Source organism: Caballeronia telluris, assembly GCF_001544495.1.
Taxonomy (GTDB): Bacteria; Pseudomonadota; Gammaproteobacteria; order Burkholderiales; family Burkholderiaceae; genus Caballeronia; species Caballeronia telluris.
On the sequence record NZ_FCNZ02000019.1, the window covers coordinates 104,738 to 124,158 of the forward strand.

The 19,421-nt window shown below is 61.9% G+C and carries 18 protein-coding genes and 3 pseudogenes; 14 read left to right on the forward strand and 7 right to left on the reverse strand.

Features of this window, described 5'->3' with window-relative positions:
- The first annotated feature begins 1 nt into the window (after window position 1).
- A complete protein-coding gene (locus tag AWB66_RS22420; RefSeq protein WP_235021198.1) occupies window positions 2–1,210 on the forward strand; it encodes a CaiB/BaiF CoA transferase family protein in 1,209 nt (402 codons plus the stop codon).
- Window positions 1,211–1,337: 127 nt separating this feature from the next.
- On the opposite strand, the gene AWB66_RS22415 is transcribed toward AWB66_RS22420, so the two are convergent.
- The 3 genes from AWB66_RS22415 to AWB66_RS22405 are packed head-to-tail and all read right to left on the reverse strand — an operon-like array spanning window position 1,338 to window position 5,163.
- Window positions 1,338–2,417 (reverse strand): serine hydrolase domain-containing protein, encoded by a 1,080-nt coding sequence (locus AWB66_RS22415; RefSeq protein WP_087632365.1) that lies wholly within the window; start codon window positions 2,415–2,417, stop codon window positions 1,338–1,340.
- A 33-nt stretch (window positions 2,418–2,450) separates the two neighbouring features.
- The gene (locus AWB66_RS22410) at window positions 2,451–3,743 is read right to left on the reverse strand and encodes an MFS transporter (RefSeq protein ID WP_087632364.1); all 1,293 of its coding nucleotides are present in this window, start codon (window positions 3,741–3,743) and stop codon (window positions 2,451–2,453) included.
- A complete protein-coding gene (locus AWB66_RS22405) occupies window positions 3,733–5,163 on the reverse strand; it encodes a M20 family metallopeptidase (protein WP_087632405.1) in 1,431 nt (476 codons plus the stop codon). Before AWB66_RS22405 ends, AWB66_RS22410 begins: the two co-directional genes overlap by 11 nt.
- A gap of 145 nt (window positions 5,164–5,308) precedes the next feature.
- Between AWB66_RS22405 and AWB66_RS22400 the strand changes: the two genes are divergently transcribed.
- Window positions 5,309–6,214: a LysR family transcriptional regulator gene (locus AWB66_RS22400; protein ID WP_062640976.1), complete on the forward strand. Its 906-nt coding sequence runs from the start codon at window positions 5,309–5,311 to the stop codon at window positions 6,212–6,214.
- Window positions 6,215–6,433: 219 nt separating this feature from the next.
- Here the strand turns inward: AWB66_RS22400 and AWB66_RS34445 are convergent, their stop codons facing one another.
- On the reverse strand, window positions 6,434–6,712 hold the full coding sequence (locus AWB66_RS34445; RefSeq protein WP_235021197.1) for a heavy metal-binding domain-containing protein: 279 nt from the start codon (window positions 6,710–6,712) through the stop codon (window positions 6,434–6,436).
- 227 nt (window positions 6,713–6,939) lie between these two features.
- On the opposite strand from AWB66_RS34445, the gene AWB66_RS22390 reads away from it, so the two are divergent.
- A complete protein-coding gene (locus AWB66_RS22390; protein ID WP_087632363.1) occupies window positions 6,940–7,425 on the forward strand; it encodes a hypothetical protein in 486 nt (161 codons plus the stop codon).
- A gap of 305 nt (window positions 7,426–7,730) precedes the next feature.
- Window positions 7,731–8,651: pseudogene (locus AWB66_RS22385) on the forward strand (IS30 family transposase).
- A 525-nt stretch (window positions 8,652–9,176) separates the two neighbouring features.
- Here the strand turns inward: AWB66_RS22385 and AWB66_RS22380 are convergent.
- Complete coding sequence (locus AWB66_RS22380; protein WP_087632404.1) at window positions 9,177–9,686, reverse strand: ferritin-like domain-containing protein; 510 nt, start codon at window positions 9,684–9,686, stop codon at window positions 9,177–9,179.
- A 79-nt stretch (window positions 9,687–9,765) separates the two neighbouring features.
- Window positions 9,766–10,260 carry a YciE/YciF ferroxidase family protein gene (locus AWB66_RS22375; RefSeq protein WP_087632362.1) on the reverse strand — a complete coding sequence of 165 codons (495 nt, stop codon included), beginning with the start codon at window positions 10,258–10,260 and terminating at the stop codon, window positions 9,766–9,768.
- A gap of 337 nt (window positions 10,261–10,597) precedes the next feature.
- Here AWB66_RS22375 and AWB66_RS35285 point away from each other — a divergent pair, with 337 nt between their 5' ends.
- The 9 genes and pseudogenes from AWB66_RS35285 (at window position 10,598) to AWB66_RS22335 (ending at window position 18,541) form a co-directional block, all read left to right on the forward strand.
- Complete coding sequence (locus AWB66_RS35285; protein WP_456151191.1) at window positions 10,598–10,666, forward strand: hypothetical protein; 69 nt, start codon at window positions 10,598–10,600, stop codon at window positions 10,664–10,666.
- Window positions 10,667–11,049: 383 nt separating this feature from the next.
- Window positions 11,050–11,253, forward strand: a complete 204-nt coding sequence (locus AWB66_RS22370; RefSeq protein ID WP_087632361.1) for a cold-shock protein — start codon at window positions 11,050–11,052, stop codon at window positions 11,251–11,253.
- A gap of 169 nt (window positions 11,254–11,422) precedes the next feature.
- Window positions 11,423–11,593, forward strand: a pseudogene (locus AWB66_RS22365) (tyrosine-type recombinase/integrase); the annotation flags it as partial.
- Between the two features lie 155 nt (window positions 11,594–11,748).
- The gene (locus tag AWB66_RS22360; protein ID WP_087632360.1) at window positions 11,749–14,154 is read left to right on the forward strand and encodes an ATP-binding protein; all 2,406 of its coding nucleotides are present in this window, start codon (window positions 11,749–11,751) and stop codon (window positions 14,152–14,154) included.
- Between the two features lie 306 nt (window positions 14,155–14,460).
- Window positions 14,461–15,123, forward strand: a complete 663-nt coding sequence (locus AWB66_RS22355; RefSeq protein ID WP_087632359.1) for a CsgE family curli-type amyloid fiber assembly protein — start codon at window positions 14,461–14,463, stop codon at window positions 15,121–15,123.
- 40 nt (window positions 15,124–15,163) lie between these two features.
- Window positions 15,164–15,598, forward strand: a complete 435-nt coding sequence (locus tag AWB66_RS22350) for a curli assembly protein CsgF (protein WP_235021196.1) — start codon at window positions 15,164–15,166, stop codon at window positions 15,596–15,598.
- A 17-nt stretch (window positions 15,599–15,615) separates the two neighbouring features.
- A complete protein-coding gene (locus AWB66_RS22345; RefSeq protein WP_087632357.1) occupies window positions 15,616–16,560 on the forward strand; it encodes a CsgG/HfaB family protein in 945 nt (314 codons plus the stop codon).
- Window positions 16,561–16,585: 25 nt separating this feature from the next.
- Window positions 16,586–17,113, forward strand: a complete 528-nt coding sequence (locus tag AWB66_RS22340; protein ID WP_087632356.1) for a hypothetical protein — start codon at window positions 16,586–16,588, stop codon at window positions 17,111–17,113.
- A gap of 147 nt (window positions 17,114–17,260) precedes the next feature.
- Window positions 17,261–18,541, forward strand: a complete 1,281-nt coding sequence (locus AWB66_RS22335; protein ID WP_087632355.1) for a hypothetical protein — start codon at window positions 17,261–17,263, stop codon at window positions 18,539–18,541.
- 458 nt (window positions 18,542–18,999) lie between these two features.
- Here AWB66_RS22335 and AWB66_RS34980 read toward each other — a convergent pair whose 3' ends face one another.
- Window positions 19,000–19,167 (reverse strand): putative Na+/H+ antiporter, encoded by a 168-nt coding sequence (locus AWB66_RS34980; protein ID WP_407642306.1) that lies wholly within the window; start codon window positions 19,165–19,167, stop codon window positions 19,000–19,002.
- 119 nt (window positions 19,168–19,286) lie between these two features.
- Between AWB66_RS34980 and AWB66_RS34435 the strand changes: the two are divergent.
- Window positions 19,287–19,421, forward strand: a pseudogene (locus tag AWB66_RS34435) (IS256 family transposase); the annotation flags it as partial.

A 19,421-nucleotide genomic window follows, 5' to 3' on the forward strand; every position in this document is an offset into this window, starting at 1 on the left:
CATGACCCACCACGCACAAGGACCGCTTGCCGGCATGAAGGTCGTCGAGCTGGCGCACATCATGTCGGGGCCCATCTGCGGCATGATGCTCGCCGACATGGGCGCCGACGTCATCAAGGTCGAGAAGGTCCCCGGCGGCGACGACTGCCGCCGCTTTGCGCCGATCCTCGAAGGCGGCGAATCGGCGTCGTTCCTGATCGTCAATCGCAACAAGCGCGGTATCGCGCTCAATCTCAAGACCGAGGGCGGGCGCGAAGTGCTGCGCAAGATGCTCGCGACCGCGGATGTCGTCACCGAGAACTACCGTCGCGGCACGATGGAAAAGCTCGGCATGGGCTACGAGGCGCTCAGGCGCGACAACCCCGGCCTCATCTATTGCGCGATCTCGGGGTTCGGGCGCAGCGGACCGATGGCCGACAAGGGCGGCTTCGATTTGATCGCGCAGGGGATGAGCGGACTCATGAGCATGACCGGCGAACCGGGACAGGCGCCGATCAAGGCAGGCTCGCCCGTCACCGACATCAACGCGGGCATCCTTGCCGCGCTTGGTATCTGCGCGGCCTACGCGGGCAAGCAGAAGACGGGGCTCGGGCAGATGGTCGACACGTCGCTCTTCGAAGCGGGTCTGCAGCAGATGTACTGGGCGTTCGCCAACTACTTCGCCGATGGCACGGTGCTGCCGAAGGCCGGTTCCGCGAACCCGACGAGCGCGCCGTATCAGGCGTTTCGCACGCGCGACGGCTGGGTGAACATTGGTGCTGCGAACCAGAGCAACTACGAGCGGCTCGTCGGCGTGCTGGAGATTCCGGGGCTTGCCGACGATGAGCGCTTCCAGACCAACGCGGGGCGCCTGAAGCACCGCGGCGCGCTGGTCGATATCCTGACGGCACGGCTCGTCGAGCGCACGACGGCGGAGTGGCTCGCGTCGTTCGATGCGATCGGCTTGCCTTCGGGACCGGTGCTCGAAGTGCCGGAAGCCGCCGCGCACGAGCAGGCGATCGCGCGCGGGATGATCGTTCAGACGGAGCATCCGCTCGCGGGGCGCATGCGCGGGATCGGGCTGCCGATTCATTTCTCCGAGGGACGCGCGGAGTCGTCGCGGCCTGCGCCGCTCTTGGGGCAGCATACGTCGGAAGTGCTCGCCGAGTATGGGTTCAGCGAAGCGCGCATTCGGGCGTTGAAGGAAGAGGGGGCGATTCTGGAAGGGTGAGGGGAGGCCTGGCGCTTTCGGCAGGATTGGACCGATGCGCTTGCGCTTCTGTGGAACTTGCTTTCGCGTCGGTCTATTAGCAATGCGCTGTCCGGGCGAATACAAGTTCCATAGAAGCAGAGAAACATCAGGCGGCGTACCCGACCGCCTCCCGACCACGAGCGTCAGCCGCATCCAACACGAGCCCAAAGAACGCATCGGCATGCTCAGGATTGAGCCACCGAACGATGAGCGTCATCCGCCGCTCGGGCTCGATCCACATGAACGAACCGCCCGCGCCGATCGCGAACCAGCTCGAAGCGGGCACGCTCGGAAACACGCGTCGCTCGTGATTGAGCCAGACGAGGTAGCCGTAGAACGGCGCGATCGCGCAGGGCGTGCGCATGCGCGCGAGCCACTCGCTCGACAGAACCCGCCGGCCGTTCGCCATGCCATCGTCGAGCAGCATCTGCGCGACCTTCGCCTGATCGTTCGCGCTGATCGAAAGACCGCCGCCCCAATGCGTCCCACCCGGCACGGACTGCACGCGCCGTCCGTCGATCTCGACCCACGCATGGTCATATCCCACCCACTGCCAGTCTTCGCTCGCGCCCACCGGACGCATAATCGCCTCGCGAAACACCTCGGGCAGCGGCCGGCGGAACAAATGCAAGAGCGCCAGCGACAACTGATTGATCCGCACGTCGTTGTATTCCCAGTACGTGCCGGGCGTGCGCAGCTTGCGCAAGTCGCCCTTCCTGCCGGCGGGCGGCTCGCCGAACGTGACCGCGCGATAGTGGTCGGCCTGATCCGGCAGGCCGAAGCACGCGCCTTGCCATTCGCTCGTCTGCTGAAGTATCTGCGCCCACGTCACGCTTGCGTTGTGTTCGTCGTCGAAACCGATGCCGGGCACGCGCCGGCAAATCGGTTCGTCGACGTCGGGCAGCAAGCCGCGATCGTGCGCGACGCCTGCGAGCAGCGCAAGATAAGTCTTCGCGATGCTGAAGGTCAGGTCCGCGCGATCCGGCTCACCCCATGACGCGAGCACGCGTCCGTCGACCGCGATCGTCCCCGACACCGGTCCGCGGTCGTGCACCGGGCCGAGCAGGCGGTTCCACGGCGGCGGGTCGTTCGGATGCACGCCGAACACGCCGTCGACACTGCGATCCCACGTCGTTTCATGATCGATTGCGAATTGCACCGCGCGTTGCAGATCGTCGTGTTGCATGTCTTGCGATTCCTTTTAAATCCAGTGCGAAATTCAGTGCGCGTTCAGGCGCCGGCGCGCCCACACGAGCGTGAAGAGACTGATAACCGCCGCGAGCATCAGATAAAAGCCCGGCGCCAGATTGTTGCCCGTCGCGGCGATCAGCGACGCCACCGCGAGCGGCGTGAAGCCGCCGAACACCGTCGTGCCGATGTTGTAGCCGACCGCCATGCCGGTCGTGCGCGTGCGCGTCGGGAACAGGTCCGACATCAGCGCGGGAATCGGCGCGAAGTAGGTCGCCTTCAGCACGGCCACCCAGATCACGGCGGCGAGCAGCGTCGCGAGCGAGGGATGCGCGTTCATGAACATGAACGCCGGATAGATCGTGAGGAAGAAAAGCGTGCCCGCGCCGAGCATGATGCGCGTCCTGCCGACCTTGTCCGACCAGTGGCCGACGAACGGCGTCAGCACCATCACGATGAAGCCCGCGACGAGCGTCGCGATGAAGCCATATGAAGGGGCGAGCCCGAGCTGGCGCGCGGCGTAAGTCGGCATGTAGAGCAGCATGTAGTTCGCGGTCGTGGTCAGCACGAGCGAGCCGATCGACACCAACAGGCGCTCCTTTTGCGTCGCGAGCACTTCGCGGATCGGCGAAGCGGAGCGTTCGGTGCGTTCGAACTCGGGCGTCTCGTCGATATGACGGCGGATGTAGAGCCCGATCGGCCCGATCAGCATGCCGAACAGGAACGGAATGCGCCAGCCCCAGCTTTCGAGTTGCGGCTGCGTGAGCATGCCGGTCAGCACCGCGCCGAACGCGGAGGCGAGCAGCGTGCTCGCGCCCTGGCTCGCGAACTGCCAGCTCGACATGAACCCGCTGCGCTTGGGCGCATGTTCGATCAAAAACGCCGTCGAACTGCCGAACTCGCCGCCCGCCGAGAAGCCCTGCAACAGCCGCGACAAAAAGATGCCGATCGGCGCGAGGATGCCGATGGTCGCGTAGGTCGGCATCAGCGCGACCATGCCGGTGCCGATCGTCATCATCGCGATCGAGAGCGTAAGCGATGCCTTGCGGCCGCGGCGGTCGCTGTATGAGCCGAGCACGAAGGCGCCCACCGGCCGCGCGAGATACGACAGCGCGAACGTGCCGAGCGTGAGCAGCAGCGAGACGGTGCGGTCGCTCGTCGGGAAGAACAGGTGCGAGAGCGTCGAGGCGAAATAGCCGTAGACGACCAGGTCGTAAAACTCGAGCGCATTGCCGATCGAAGTCGCGAGAATCAGCCGCGACATGCTTGTATGACCCGCGCTGGTTGCGCCTGAGCGCCCTTCGGCGGCGAAGTCAGTGCTCATGGCTGTGCTCCTTCGCGATCGTCGCGATGGCTTTGGTCGGCAAGCCGCGGGCGTCGCCGAGATCCCAGAAGAGGCCCGCCATCATGCAGAGCCCTTCGCGCGCGACGGAACCGAGCAGATGCTCGTTCGGCGCGTGCTGCGAGCAGCCGGGGTAGGAGTGCGGCACCCAGAGCGTCGGCATGCCGAGGATGTCGGCGAAGACGTCGTTCGGCAGCGTGCCGCCGAGATTCGGCAGCAGCACGGGCTCCTGGCCGGTGGTCTCCCGCAAGGACTGCCGCGCCCATTGCACCCACGCGTTCTCGGGATCGACGCGCGTCGCGGGACTGCCGCGCTCGACATCGACTTCGATCATGTGAAAACCGTGCGCATCGAGATGGCGCCGCACGAGCGCTTCGAGCGCTTCCCAGTCCGTGCCGACGACAAAGCGGATCTGCATGTGCGCGTACGCATGCGGCGGAATCGCGTTGACGGGCTTCTCCGGATTGCCCGTGCGAAACGCCAGCACTTCGAGATTGTTCCAGCCGAATACGCGCTCGGTCGGCGTGAGGCCGGGTTCGCCGTAATCCGTGTCGATCGCAGGTTCGCCCGGGTTGCCGCCCACTTCGATATCCGCGAGCGCGCGGCGCACGGCCGGGGGCACGGGCGGCGGACGCAGCCCGTCGACGAGAATGCGGCCGTTCGCATCCACCATCGACGCGATCGCGTTCGCGAGCACCACGCCCGGATTGCGCAGCAGACCGCCCCAGTTGCCCGAATGATGGCCGCCTTCGCGCAGCCGCACGTCGAGCCGGAAGTTCACGACGCCGCGCGAGCCGAGAAAGAGCGTCGGGCGCTTGGCGGCGAGCCGCGGGCCGTCGGAGGCGATCAGCACATCGGCGGCGAGCTCGTCGCGCAGTTGCGCGCCGAGCGCGTGCAGCCCCGGCGAGCCGACTTCCTCGCCGGTCTCGAACAGCATCTTGAGATTGAAGCCGAGCCGGCCGCCGCGCGCTTCGAGCACGGCGGCGAGCGCGGCGAGGTTGATGCCGTGCTGGCCCTTGTTGTCGGCGGTGCCGCGTCCGTACCAGCGGTCGCCGTCGACCGTCACGCGCCACGGCGAGAGTCCGTCGTTCCACTGCGCGTCGTAGCCGCGCACGACGTCGCCGTGACCGTAGGTCAGCACGGTCGGCAGATCGTCGGATTCATGGCGATGCGCGACCAGGAACGGCCCCGCGCCCGCCTGCGGATTCTCGACGACGCGGCATCGAAAGCCGAGACGCACGAGCGCGGGCGCGATTTCGTCGTCGAGATAGGCGCGCAGCAGCGCGCCGCTGTCCGCCTCCTGACTCTCCGTGCGCAACGCGACGCGCCGCGCGAGGTCTTCGAGAAAGCGGCCGGAATCATAGCGATTCGCCGCGTTTTGAATGGCCGACTCACGTGTCACATCGTTCTCCGGTGCGGCGCGCGCGGTGGCGCGCAGGGTTCGAATCAAAAGCGTTGCGCCGATCTTGCTGTCGCCGATATTTGTGGACAATCACAATATTTGGCAGATATCGTTGCCGAAAAGGCAAACCGGAGAAGCCATCAACATGCAAAGCACCGCGCTGCGTTATTTCCTCGAAGTGGCTCAGAGCGGGTCGCTGTCGCGGGCATCCGAGAAGCTTTTTGTGGCGGTGTCGGCGTTGAGCCGGCAGATCGCAAAGCTGGAGGACGAACTGGGTACGCCGCTTTTCGAGCGGCGTCCGCGCGGGATGGTATTGAGCGAAGCGGGGCGCCTGCTTGCCGCGCATGCGCGGCGCAGCCTGCTCGAAAACGAGCGCGTGACCGGCGAGATTCGCGGGCTGACGGCGGACGGGCGCGCGACGATACGCGTTGCGAGTTCGGAGGGCGTCGCGCGCGATTTCCTGCCACAGGTGTTCGCGCGCTTTCTGGACACGCATCCGGCCGCGCATTTTCAGCTCGACGTGATGGCGCCGTCGGTCGCGACGCAGCGGGTGCGCGAGGGCGCGTCCGATATCGCGGTGTGCTTCAGCCTCGCGCCGGAGAAGGACGTGACGGTGGTTCATTCGCAGCGCGCGCCGATCTTCGCGCTGATGCGGCGCGGGCATCCGCTTGCCGCGCGCGAGTCCGTGACGCTCGCCGATCTCACCGCGTGGCCGCTGGCGATGTCCGGCGAGGGCGTCACGATCCGGCAGTTATTCGATATCGCGTGCAGCCTCGAAGGTCTCATCTTCGAACCCGCGTTCACGAGCAACTATCACGCCGCGTTGCAGAGCTTCGTGCAGCGCACAGACGCGGTGACGCTCACGGGTTATCTGACGGTGCGCGGGCGGCTGGAATCGGACGGGCTTGCCGCCATTCCGATCAGCAACGTCGAACTGCATCAGCGCACCCTCCAGGTCCAGACGATGGCCGGTCGCACCTTGCCGCAGGCGGTGGAAGCGTTTTTGTCGCTGCTCACGCGCGCGATTCACGAACCGGCGCTGATCGACTGAAGCGGCGCGCGATCGAAAGACGGGAACCACCGATGTCTTCAAAGTGTCTCGACGTGATTGGTGCGGCCGGGGTTTCACGCTTACAGTAGGTCTTTTTCGTGCCCCCAAAGCCTTATGGCAATGTGGCCGCGTCCGAAATTCGATACTTGTTCAGCGTAGTCTTAATCAGAGGTGATCCCATTCTTTTGCCTTTTGTTCACGGTTATGCCACTCGCTGGATCAGTCGTTCACGGATAGCACAAGGGTCGGCGCCGGAATTTCCTTGGCCTCGATTTCGACATTCAGCGGCGCAACCGCCGTGCCAATTGCGAAGAATTCGATCGCGTGACTTTCCCAGCGGTGCGACTTTTCATGGATCATCGTGCCGATCACGCCTCCGGCCTTGGCGGTCTGCGCTTCGATCTGCATGCGCTCGATTGCCAGTTCGCGCGCGCTGTAAATCGCTTGGGTGAACTGCTCCAGTTCCGCGTTGCGACCGGCCTGATTAAACGCCTTCATGCCGCGGTGTGCGACGTGGTACACGCAACTGCCCATCACCAGTTCGATGGGCCGGTAGCCGGAATTCAGCAGCGTGTAGAAATCCTGACCTGGTAGGTCCGAGGTGGAAGGACCGCCGTCGTGGGCCCTGAAGCCCTTGGTGTCATGTTATGGACCACGACCGTGCCAATGGCGACGAACTCGAGAATGTCCGCATCCCACTCGACATGCTTGATCTCTAGGACGTTGTGAGGTACGGCGACGCCATCGCGGTCGGCCTGATCGCGGCGGCGGCCACGCCGGTGCTGATGCGCCTCGACGTCGACCTGCGGACCATGAGATTCTTTACGCTATTTGTGGCCTACCACCGCTTTTACTCGCGGCTTATGAACTGTATCGTGCCTCCTTTGATCCGCGGCAGGCATCGATGCTTCAGAGGGATCGGAAAGAAGCTACCACTGCGACGGCTCAACTTGTATTATCGGGCAACCCCATTTACATACGTCATGCGGCAAAGTCTCGAAATAGCTGATGCCAGTGAATCTATCTCAAAGCTGCTACGTAATCTTCAGTTCTTGTTGCATAGCGTTCGTGGCACAAAGGCGCCGGTATTCCGCGACCGGCGCTCGATATCGGTCGAATGCGCTAACGAACTTCTGGCCGAGTATTGTAAGAAAATCCACGACGCGAAGACCAGGTTTGCCGTCGGCGCTGCGGTTTCACGCAGGTTTTAAAGCTGGAAAGCCATGATATCTCCGTCGGTAAAATAGCCGGCGAATGCGTATGCAGAGACTGTGCCGTATCTTACGAGTGCAGGCGCGTCGATTGCGCGTCGCTGCTATTCTCATGACGGGGGGGACAAGGACGGCGATGCGCGCCGACGCAATCAGGTACGGCTGCGTGCACTGTGCAACGACGTTTCCGCCCGCGATGTCGCGGTCTTTTCCAGTCACGATCCGAGCGAATTCGAGCGTCTCGCGGGGCGGTCTCCCGGCATACCGATAGAAGCACTGAAAGGCAAAGGTGCGTCGTGACTGGAATGCGCTTGGCGGGCATCGTCGATCCTACGAGCGATGTGCATTGACTGGGAGTCTCCCGTGAACCTTAATCGCTCTCAGATGCGGGCGAATGGCAAAGCAGCAAGCGCAACGTGCTCGTGGCAGCCGCGCGTCCATTCGTCGGCACGTCTGCGGGCGCATCGTCCCACCCCGCTCGATAGGAAATGGTCGCGCCAGCAGATATCGGGCACATACAAGCGTATGTACCCGACTGACCCGACCCAGCAGGTTTCACACGAAACCATCTACACGGCCATTTACGCGCAGCCACGCGGCGAACTACGCCGCCAGTTGATTGCCTGCCTGCGCCACGGCCATAGCACCCGCATGTCCCGCGCGCGCGGCACGGACCGGAGCGGGCAGGTTCCCTACATGGTCAGTATTCACGTGCGCCCACCCCGAAATCGACGACCGCCTGCTGCAGCCACTGGGAAAGCGACTTCATCAAAGGCGCCGGCAATCAATCGTCCGTTGGTGTTCTGGTCGAACGGACCAGCCGCCTGATGTTGCTCGCCAAGATGGAAGACGCCACCGCCACTTCAGCGCTGGCGGGTTTCCCTGCCAAACTCAACTCGATTGCTGCGCCCTTGCGACAAACCTTTACCTACGACCAGGGCAAAGAAATGTCGCGGCATCAAGAACTCACTGCAGCCACTGGCGTGCGCCTGTATTTCTGCGACCCGGACAGCCCGCGGTAGCGGCACTTGCGAGAACACCAACCGATTGCTGCGCCAGTACCTCCCCAAAGACTCTGACCTCTCAGTCTAAGTCAGGACGAACTCGATGCTATCGCCGACAGCTTGAACAGCCGGCCGCGCGCAACTCACGCATTCCATTCGCCATTCGTGGTCTTCGCTGCGACACTTTCCTCAGCCAGCCAATCACAAAGCGCTAAACACTGAACCTCGTGTTGCACTTCAGTTTGAAACCGCCCACGTCTAACCTTGTCCTTGCAGCCGCGCACTTGACAAAATGCGCTCACGGCCCGCGGATTGCACTGAACTTATTCCCGCCATAGTCGAGGCGATTTGAGCGGAGCTGCGATGCGGACTTTCGAAATCACGATCGTATGTCGTTCATCCGAGGCGTTGCCTCAAGACACAGTCAGACAGATTGCGGCGTACTGCAGTTTGCGCTTCCTGACATGTCTCACTGAAACGACCAACAGGCTAACCTTTGTTGGAAAGGCGGAAGCCTCGGCCGTCCGCACATTCGCTGAAATTATGCTAAGCGTCCAAGGGGTCCAGTCGGTGAGAATCGAATGCGTGCCGATCAACTAGCTCCGCCTCCTCTCCGATGCGACACCGTGCTTACATTGCTACTGGGCCCAGAAGAGCGCCGCCCCGTAGACGGGACGGCGTAAGACGTTTGCCCCTGCTGAACTACGACTCGTTGCGACGACATCGTGGACGCGAGTTTCTAGCCCGCTATTTTTTTGCTTCCGCGCCGGGCGTCGCGGCGAGCGCAAGATACCTTTGCGTTACCTGGGGAAGATGCTCCAGGAGCCACTGCGCCATCGCAACTTCTTGAGGCAAGATCTGCTCGCAGGCTGACTTTGTCTCGTAGTCCCCGTTTGCCTCTGCCGCCGCGATCAGCGACGTGTACGAAGCAATCTCGAGATTTTCAAAAACATAGCTGGATATTGCGCCCTTAACAACCTCGTCCGACATTGTCATTCCACCGGCAGCCTGTCCAAACGCCATAGCTTTTGCAGCCAAATCCTTGATAGTCGATGTGCTGCCGCCCAACCGCTCGATACACTGGGCCACAAGTTTTTGCTGACCAAGCGTCTCTTCCAGGTGCTGATCAATTCGCGCCTTGAGTTCCGGATAGTGTTCGAGCCGCCCGGACTGTGCGCGCAACATCTGCTCTGCTTGCTGCTCCATCGCATGGGCATCCCGCAGCCAGTCAAGGAGGTGCTCCTTCGGATCAGTCATGGTCATACTCCCATCGTCAAGTCTCTACGTGCGCAATGCGTCGCTTCTCCGGCCTGAGGGCCGTGCGGCGCCGATGCCCTTACTTGCCTACCTCTTCCTGAGAAAGCTCTTGCTTGGCGAGCATGGTGAGCTTCTCGTCGGTCGCCTTTTCTTCCTGTAGCGTCTCGAGCAGCAACTTCATGCCCTCCGTGTATCCGAGCTTCTTCGCTAAGGTGGCTAACGTCCCATAGGTCGCAATTTCATAGTGTTCGACCTTTTGAGCGGCGGCAATCAGCGCCGCGTCCAAAATGGGACCTTTTTCAATCTCTTCAATTTGCTCCTGCCCCTCCTCGACGAGGCCCTCCATTGCAACGCACTTCACGCGTTTCAGTCTGATTTGAGAAGCTTCGACAACTTGGTCGATCCGTTCGATCTGGCCTTGCGTTTCCTCGAGGTGGGTAGTGAATGCCGCAGCTAGCTCTGGGCTGGTCGCCGCTCTCGCCAGTTTCGGCAACGCCTTAGTCAACTGCTTTTCCGCGCTATAGACGTCGGAAAGCGCGTGGATGAAAAGGTCATTCAGTGTTTTAGTGGGCATGATTTCTCCAGGTTGGTCGATAGGGCGCCGACGCGGCACAGGCTCTTACGCAACGAATGTGCCGCGTCCGTACCTGCGTCTGTTGGAACAGCTCGGCAAGTCTCGGCTTGCGATGGATGAAGCGGTTTCTTAATTCACCTTCGACTAGCGCGCATAACGCAACACGCAGGCCGCCACTCGCTACGTAACGCTCGTGAGATCGGCAAGGGCGGTATCCACGACCTGGGTGAAGCGTGGCGTTTTCGCACCGTCGAATAAAAGGCCAGAATGATCCGGGGTCGAAACGACCGATGAAGTCACGCCGCTCGCCATCGACGGCACGCTCCTCTTCTGCGCGCTGCATCAGAACGCTATCGCGCTCGATGGCGCGGCGGGTGAGGAAAAATGGCGCCTCGATCAAGCTTGAATCCGATGCGAGCTTTCGGCAGGCGACCTTTCCGGTCCCGGGGTACGCGCGCTCGCGAGCTCACTTTTCTGAAGCATTCGCTAAGCGGGACAGAGAGCAATGCTCTGCCTATCCTCGTTTCCCTACCCAGCACGCCGATTTCGTTGCCGGATTCCAGTCTGATCCCCGCGTTGCGGCGTCTGTCGCACGTTTTCGAGCGAGAGGGAAGGGGCGGCAGTCGTGGGTCCTTCATCAGGCTTGACTGCGTTAAGAAGGCGCAACAGACGACCCACGTGACGGGAGCCACCGAAAACCAATCAATTGCGTTGCCGGCTGCGGCCAGTCAAGATAGGGCCGGGCGTTCGCGAGGGCGGCGCCGTCTTTAACTTTCAGGGTCAATCAAAATGGCAACCGGTACGGTCAAGTGGTTCAACGATGCAAAGGGTTTTGGTTTCATCACGCCGGACGCGGGCGGCGATGACTTGTTTGCGCACTTCTCGGAGATCCGTTCGGAGGGGTTCAAGACGCTCGCAGAAGGGCAAAAGGTGAGCTACGAAGAGAAGATGGGTCCCAAGGGCAAGCAAGCGTCGAACATCAAGCCGGCGTAGGCGAGTCTTGCGTCAAGGCGCCTCGATCGAATGCCGTCGGGGCGTCAGCAGAGCAGAGAGGAGGCTCGGAAGTCCGCCTCCGGGAGGCGCCGACAGCACCAATAGCGAGCGCTTCACCAGCGCCATCACTTAGATTCTAACCGGCCTCAGCACACAAGATTCCTGACACGTCTCGGCGCATGCTTTCCGACGTACGTTCGGCACGCGTGCGGCGGCGCGTGAGATGCCAACCGATGTCGTGCAGGCCATTCTTGGCCATGCATCCTTGCAAACGACCTCCATCTATGTTCGCGCTGAACGCCGACGCATGCTCGACGCGGCGGCGCGCTTACGCAGATGAAGCGGAGTAATCTCCCCTCGCTTGCGACGACGTTTCGAGCCAGTTATCGGCTGCGTTCGAGGATCGCATATTGCTGAAAAACGGGCCGGTATCGACGCTGCAAGATTTCAGCGCGATTGCATCAGCCAACCACCAACGGTCTTTCCCCCAATGACATGAGCGAAGCTGACGAAGTGCCATCTCTATCTGTCTACAAGAACGCGTTTCGTGCCTCCCCCGCTGCATGCATGCTTCTATCGACTGGTCCCGATGCAATCGTGCTTGCAGTCAGTGACGCTTTCTCGCATGCGTTTTCCGTCGAGGCGAGACCGGTCGTCGGCGTCAGTCTCTATGATCTTTCTGAGCTAGCGCTTGTTGGATGCGAATCGACGCGGGAAGCGTTACGAGGCTCAATTGCACTCGTCGTGGCGAGCGGAACACCGGACTGCGTCATTCTGACCGCCGAGTATGGCGAACACGCCGCGCTGACCGAGGCAAAGTGCAGTTGGAGAGTGGAGCATGCGCCGGTGCATGATGAAAGCGGTGAACTCGTCTGCGTCCGCCAGACCGTCACCGCGTGCAAGGCGGCTGCAGAAATCGCGTCTTCCGCGACGCTTCCTGACAGCGAACTTCGGTATCGCACGTTGTTTGAGCAAATCAATCAAGGCTTTTGCATCATTGAGATGCTATTCCACGAGGACGGAACGGCTGCTGACTATCGGTTTCTCACCGTGAATCCGGCGTTCGAGGCGCAAACCGGCTTGGTCAAAGCAACCGGACGAACCATGCTGGAACTGGCGCCTCATCATGAAAAGCACTGGTTCGAGACCTACGGCGAAGTCGCGCGAACGGGCATGCCGGCGCATTTCCAGAACGAAGCGGCGATGCTCGACCGTTGGTACAACGTGCACGCATTTCGCCTGGACCCGTCTAGACCGAACCAAGTGGCCATCCTGTTTTCGGATATCACCGAGCAGCGAAACGCTGATCAGCGACGCAAACGAAGCGAACGCGGCGCCCGGGCGGCGGCGCTGCTGGCAGAGGCCGCCACTCGCCGTCTCGATGCACTTCTCGAGGTGGTGCCCGTCGGGATTGTCGTCAGCGACCGCAACGGTGCGATCGAGCGCGAGAACCGAATGTTTGCGCAGTTGTGGGGCCAACATCACCCGACCCGAACGACTCTCGCTGATCTCGGTAGTTGGAGGGCTCGCTGGGCGGACCACTCGACGCGGCACGGACACGCCCTGGAGCTTGCCGATTGGACGACAGCAAGAGCCCTTCGCGGGGAAGAGGCAGTCGGTGATTTACTCGAGATCGAGAGTTTCGACGAACCGCCGGTCCGGCGAGTTCTCTTAAGCAGCGGTGCACCGATCCGGGACGAAAACGGCGAGATCACGGGCGCGGTCGTCGCCCAGTTGGACATCACCGAACGGATAGCGGCCGAGGAGGAATTGCTGGTTGCCGCAAAACGCAAGGACGAATTCCTGGCGATGCTTTCTCACGAGCTACGCAACCCGCTTGCTCCCATTGCATCGGCGGCCGATCTAATCAGGGTGTTCCCCAACGACGAACCGCGGGTGAGCAAGGCGAGCGCCATCATCGCCCGTCAGGCGAAACACATGGCGAGCCTGATCGAGGATCTTCTTGATGTTTCACGCGTCACGCAAGGCTTAGTGCAATATGAATTCGAGGTGTTGGACCTGAATCGAGCGGCAGCGGATGCCATTGAGCAGGTGCGACCCATCATTGAGCGGAAAAAGCACCGCTTTTCGCTCCATACTTCACCCGGCGCCGCGCTGGTGCGCGGAGACGAGAAGCGCTTGATTCAAGTGCTGGCCAATCTGCTTATCAACGCCGCAAAATACACGCCGGAGGGAGGAACGATCGATTTCACAGTGCGCATCGAGAGCGGGAACGTTAAGCTGGTCGTGTCAGACAACGGGATTGGCATGACCCCCGACGTCACCGCTCATGCGTTTGAATTGTTTTCACAGGCAGAGCGCAGCGCCGACCGGTCACAGGGCGGACTGGGAATCGGTTTGGCGCTGGTGCGAAGTCTTGTAACGGCACATGGCGGTTCTGTCTATGCGTGGAGCGCGGGCCCTGGGCTTGGCAGCACGTTCGTCGTCTGCCTGCCCTACCTCGAAGTCACGCATGCGGGCCTTTATCGGGCCGAGCACCCAACGGCCGGCGAGTCGTCTTCGCTCGCCGAATTGAAGATGCTGATCGTTGACGATAATGCGGACGCGGCGGAGGCGCTAGGGATGCTGGTCGAAACCGCGGGCAACGACGTACAGTACGCTTCCGACGCGACAACGGCTCTTGAGGTAGTCGAACGTTGGCGCCCGGACGTCTGCCTGCTCGATGTTGGCCTGCCGGATATTGACGGCTATGAGTTGGCCGGCATGCTTCGCAACAGAGCTGAAACGGCGAAGGTGGTCCTGGTTGCAGTCACCGGATATGGCTTGCCGCAAGATAAAGAGAAAGCACTGGCTGCTGGCTTCGATCATCACTTTGTCAAGCCACTTGACTTCAAATCGCTGCTTGGGGTTTTGGGCGAAATCGCGTCGCCAAAGAAATAGCTGGGCTAGCGTTCGGACCGGTGCCTGCCGATGGTGCGCAGCGCATTGTGGTTTGCCGTTCCGCGGTGGCCTCTAATGTCCGGCGGTCAAACTGCGAACTTCGGCAACCGGCCAAGAAGCGTCATTCGCCTGCATCCTTGCTCGGACGTTACCTGGCGAACGCCATCTCGAAGTTCGGCACTTCCTCAGTTTTATGTGGGACATACAACATAACAGTTACAGTTTATTACGCAAAATTCGTCCCGTCATACAAATAGAACAAGCCCAAAGGCAGCACCAAAGCGACCACGGGCATACGGGGAAGTCATGCAGCGGGAAAAAAACAATCAGCCCTTCAAAGGGCCGGCCATCGCGGTGTGCATCGCAGCATCGACCGTCGTCACGAGTGCATGGGCGCAAGACGCGGAGACGCCGCCGGCCATTCATGTCGATGTCGCCAACCAGGCTCAGCCGCTCATCTCGCTGCCGAGCACGCCGACCCCAAGCCCGGTCAACAAGACCGGACCGCTACCCGCTGCCAATGGCGCGCCGCTCACGCCGCGCGGCACGCTGAACGCGGCGTCCTCGCTTGACAAGAGCGAAACGCTCGCCGGCGCGCCGCGCGCCCGCGCCGCGGACGTCAACAATCAGCAGCCGCTCGACGCCACGCTCGGCGGTGTCGTCACCACCGACACCGTCACGCTCGCGGGCCAGGATTTCTATAACTGGTTCGCGCAGGCCTGGAGCGCGATTCCGCTCTCCGAGCGCTACATCGTCTCGGTGCACGAGCGGCCTTCCGCGCGCTACGGCAGTCTGGTCTGGGTGGAATACGGCCAGCGCCGCGTGTTTCAGGCGTTCCTGCCGATCGCCCGTTCCAACGTGCGGCCCGTCGCGGAAGGCGCGGCGCAGGTGGCGTTCCAGAACGTCATGCAGGCGGACCTGACGCGCCTGCTGTTCCGCGACGCCGACATGGCGACGGACGAACTCTAATAAAACGCAACACGGCCAGCTACGGGGAATCACGATGAAAATGAATGCGCTTGTCAAACGCGCGGCGCTCGCCTGCGCGCTCTCGATTCAGATTGTCGCCGCTCACTCCACCGCGCTCGTTTACGAGCCGATCAATCCGAACTTCGGCGGCAACCCGCTGAACGGGCCGAACCTGCTTAACGAGGCGAACGCGCAGAACAAGTACAAGGACCCGGCGACGAGCGGACTCGGCACGAGCGGCCAGTCCACGCTCGACCAGTTCAACACGCAGTTGCAGCAGGCGATCCTCTCGCGCGTCGCGTCGTCGATTTCGAGTTCGATCGTCGGCACCGACGGCACGCTGCATCCGGGCACGATCAACACGGGCAACTTCTCGATTTCGATCACGCAGGTCTCGGGCAACAACCTGCAAGTCACGACGACCGACAAGACCACGGGCGCATCGACCACTTTCATCGTCGGCAACGGCCAGTAACGCGAGAGCAATACGAAATGAACAAGAATGCCGCGAAAACCACCGCCATGCGCACGACTCTGGCTGCAATGGTCTTCTCGACGATGCTGCTCACGGGTTGCGTGACCCAGCCGATGGCCTCGGCCGGCAACGCGACGCTCACGCCGCCGACGCGCGTCACGCGGGACCTCACGCACCTGCCGCCGCCCAAGGGCAGGATCACCGCCGCCGTGTACGGCTTTCGCGACCTGACCGGCCAGTACAAGCCGTCGCCAGACAGTTCGTTCTCGTCGCAGGTGACGCAGGGCGGCGCCTCGTTCCTTGTCAAGGCGATGCGCGATTCCGGCTGGTTCACGCCGGTCGAACGCGAGAACCTTCAGGACCTGCTGACCGAACGCAAGATCATGCGCGCACTGGAGACGCCCGACGACAAGAACCGCGTGATCCCGCAGATCGGCGCGCTGGCGCCCGCGAGCATCGTGCTCGAAGGCGGCATCGTCGGCTACGACTCAAATATCCGCACGGGCGGAGCGGGCATCGCGTATCTGGGGATCTCGGCGTCGCAGCAGTATCGCGTCGATCAGGTGACGGTGAACCTGCGCGCCGTGGATATCCGCAACGGCACGATCCTCAACAGCGTCTCGACGACCAAGACCATCTATTCGATCCAGATCGACACCGGCGTGTACCGCTTCATCGGCTTCAAGGATTTGCTGCAGGCCGAGATCGGAATGACGCGCAACGAGCCGCAGCAGTTGTGCGTGAACGAGGCGATCGAATCCGCGCTCGTGCACCTGATCGTGCAGGGTGTGGCTAACCAGACCTGGTCGCTCAAGGACATGAAGGACTGGTACGACCCGACGATGCAGCGCTATCTGCAGGAAAACCAGGGCTACGCGCAGACGATGGAAGCGGTGAATCCGCCCTACGACCCGGCCAAGGTCGATCCGCCCAAGGCCGTTGGCAGCGGCGTGAGCGGTTGAGCCAATCGAACAGGAGGAGACCAGCATGAAAACTCCGCGTATCCCGAAGCTCGCGCTTGGCGCGGCGCTCGGCGCGGTCGTGAGCGTGTCGCTCGCGGTGTTCGCCGCGGACCTGTCGCCGGTTTCGGACTTCGGTCCGTCGGAGCCGGGCTTCGGCGGCGCGACGCAAGTCGCGAGAGTCAAGCAGGCCGGCGCGGAAAACCGCCTGACCGCCGTGCAATCCGGGCACAACGGGCTGATGGCGAATCAGGCGGGCGTCGCCAACGCGGCCGTCATGGCGCAAACAGGAACGGACAACTGGATGGCGCTTTCGCAAAGCGGCAGCGGCAACCAGTACGGCGGCTACCAGGCGGGCACGAGCAATCGCTCGGTCACCGTGCAGAGCGGCAGCGGCAACGCAGCAACGGTCACGCAGATCGGTTCGTCGATGTCATCGCGGGTGACGCAGCTCGGCACCAACGACTCGGTCACCATCCTGCAGAGCCGCAACGGCGCCGGCCTGTCGGTCACGCAGACCGGCAACGGCGCGCGAGCTTCGGTATTGATGAAGTAGGTGGGAGGAGACCAGGGCAGCAAAGTTTCGAGACCGCAGGTGCGGGGCAGTTCGCAGTGGAGTGGGCCGGCATGGCAGCGGGGGCTGTCATCCGTAAGCGGTAATCAATCGAAGTATTCCAATATCAAATCAACGAGGCGTACAAAAATGAAAGTCAAGGCAATCATCATCGCTATGGGTCTGGCAGCACTGGCATCGACGTCGGCATTCGCAGCGGACAGCTACTCGGTGGGCGAGCGCGCGAGCGTCGCGCAGTTCGGCAACGGCAACACGGCGAAGGTCGACCAGCAAGCGTCCAGCTATGACGACGTGAAGGTGCAGCAAACGGCCAATGGCGCGACCGCCACGGTCACGTCGACGACCGGCGCGTTCAACAAGACCGACATCAAGCAGAACGGCGTCGGCAACAATTCGAACCTGAACGCGACGGTGACGCAAGACGGTGCCTATGCCGAGCAAACCCGCATCTCGCAGTCGGGCAGCAATTCGACGGCCAGCGTGTCGCAAACCACGTCCTCGTTCGACAACGACTCGATCAACCAGAACGGTTCGAACAGCAAGGCGAAGATCACCCAGACCGGCGCGTCGAGCAACATCGTCAACATCGATCAGGGCATGAACAAGGCCTACGGCAAGATCAATGGAGGCGACGCCACGGTGACGCAGACCAGCACGATCGGCAACAACGTGCAAATCTCGCAAGACCGTGGCAACGACAAGGCCGTGGTCAATACCAACGGCGGCGGCTTCAACAAGACGACCATCACGCAGACGGGCGGCGGCACGGACGCTTCGGTGCAGCAAAGCAGCGAACTCGCCGACACGGTGTCGATCAAGCAGGACGGCGCCGAGATCGCGAACGTCTCGTCGACCAACGGCGGCGGCAATCACACAAGCATCGACCAGAGCGGCGCGAGCCTGCCGAACCTCGTGAGCGTCCACCAGATCAACGCGCAAAACGAAACGACCAACGTCGTTCAGAGCGGCGCGGCGTTCAACAAGGTCTATGTCGACCAACTGTATGAAGCCAACGACCACACGACGGTGATCCAGAGCGGCAGCGAAAACACCGCTTCGGTCGCGCAACGCTTCGGTGGCTACAACACCGTGAACGCACTGCAGATCGGCAACAACAACAACGCAGACCTGTCGCAACAGGCCGCGGTGGAGTCGTCGCTGCTGTCGACGCAAATCGGCGAACTGAACTCGGTGAGCGCATCGCAGACGGGTTCGCGTGAAGAGCTGACGCTCGTTCAGGGCGGCCTCGGCAACATCGCCACCGCTTCGCAAAGCGGCGCGGGCAATGTCGGGCTGATCGCACAGGCTGGCCTCGGTAACACCGCGTCGCTGACGCAAGCCGGCTATGGCAACTCGGCGGCCGTGACGCAAGTCGGCGTCGCGAACAAGGCAACGATCGCACAGCACTAAGCTCGACGGCGCGACATCATCAGGGTGGTGAACGGTCTTTCAGCCCGCTCACCGCCCCGTTTGCTCATCGTCAGTTGCGCCTTTTTCCTGCGGCGATTGACTGTCCAATCGTGCGATCTCAAGACTGCGCCCTCCGCCAATTCAACCAGTTCGGTGCTTAAGGCTATGCTGCGTACTACATCGAATGCGTACCCGTCTGGCTATGCAGCGGTGCTTGTCTTCTCGTTCATCCGTCGCACCTGTGGCCCTGCGACAACGAGCTTGCCTCGTAGATCGACATTGAAGCTCACGGCAAAACTATCCCGTCGTTCGGTTCAATTTCCGCAGCGGACTGCGGGATGGTCGCTTGAGGTGACAAACTACCAGTAGCGTCCGGGGGCTTACGCCGTCATGACGCCGCCGATTGACACGTTCACGAAGAGCAATGCGAGTCCGAAGTACTTGAAGCGTTCGAGTACCTAAGCGGCGGACAGTCTGTCTCGCAAGAGAAGCGCCCCGAGCGTCATTGCGTGCCGGTTCGGTAGCAAGGAGCTCAGCAGCGGAATGGCAAACAGCGAGAACCAAACCACGGCAACCTCTGCGCGCAGTGGCAAGAAGCGAGAGAGCCACATAACGACGTTCGTCATCTGGCTGTGTCGGCGGCGCTGTCAGGCGGGGACGTGAACCATCGCGGGCCGAACCGGGCGTGAGCCTGTCAGATTTTCTGTGTGCAGAGGTCATGAGACGATAACGGAAATAACATTCTATGACCGAAGCAACCGTGACAAAGAAGAGCAAGAACCCGAAGGCACCGAAGCTGTTTCCCGATGAGTTGATCGACCAATTTATGCCCAAGTGCAGGGCAAGGATGCTAAGTCGGTCCTGGGCGAATCAGGTCTGG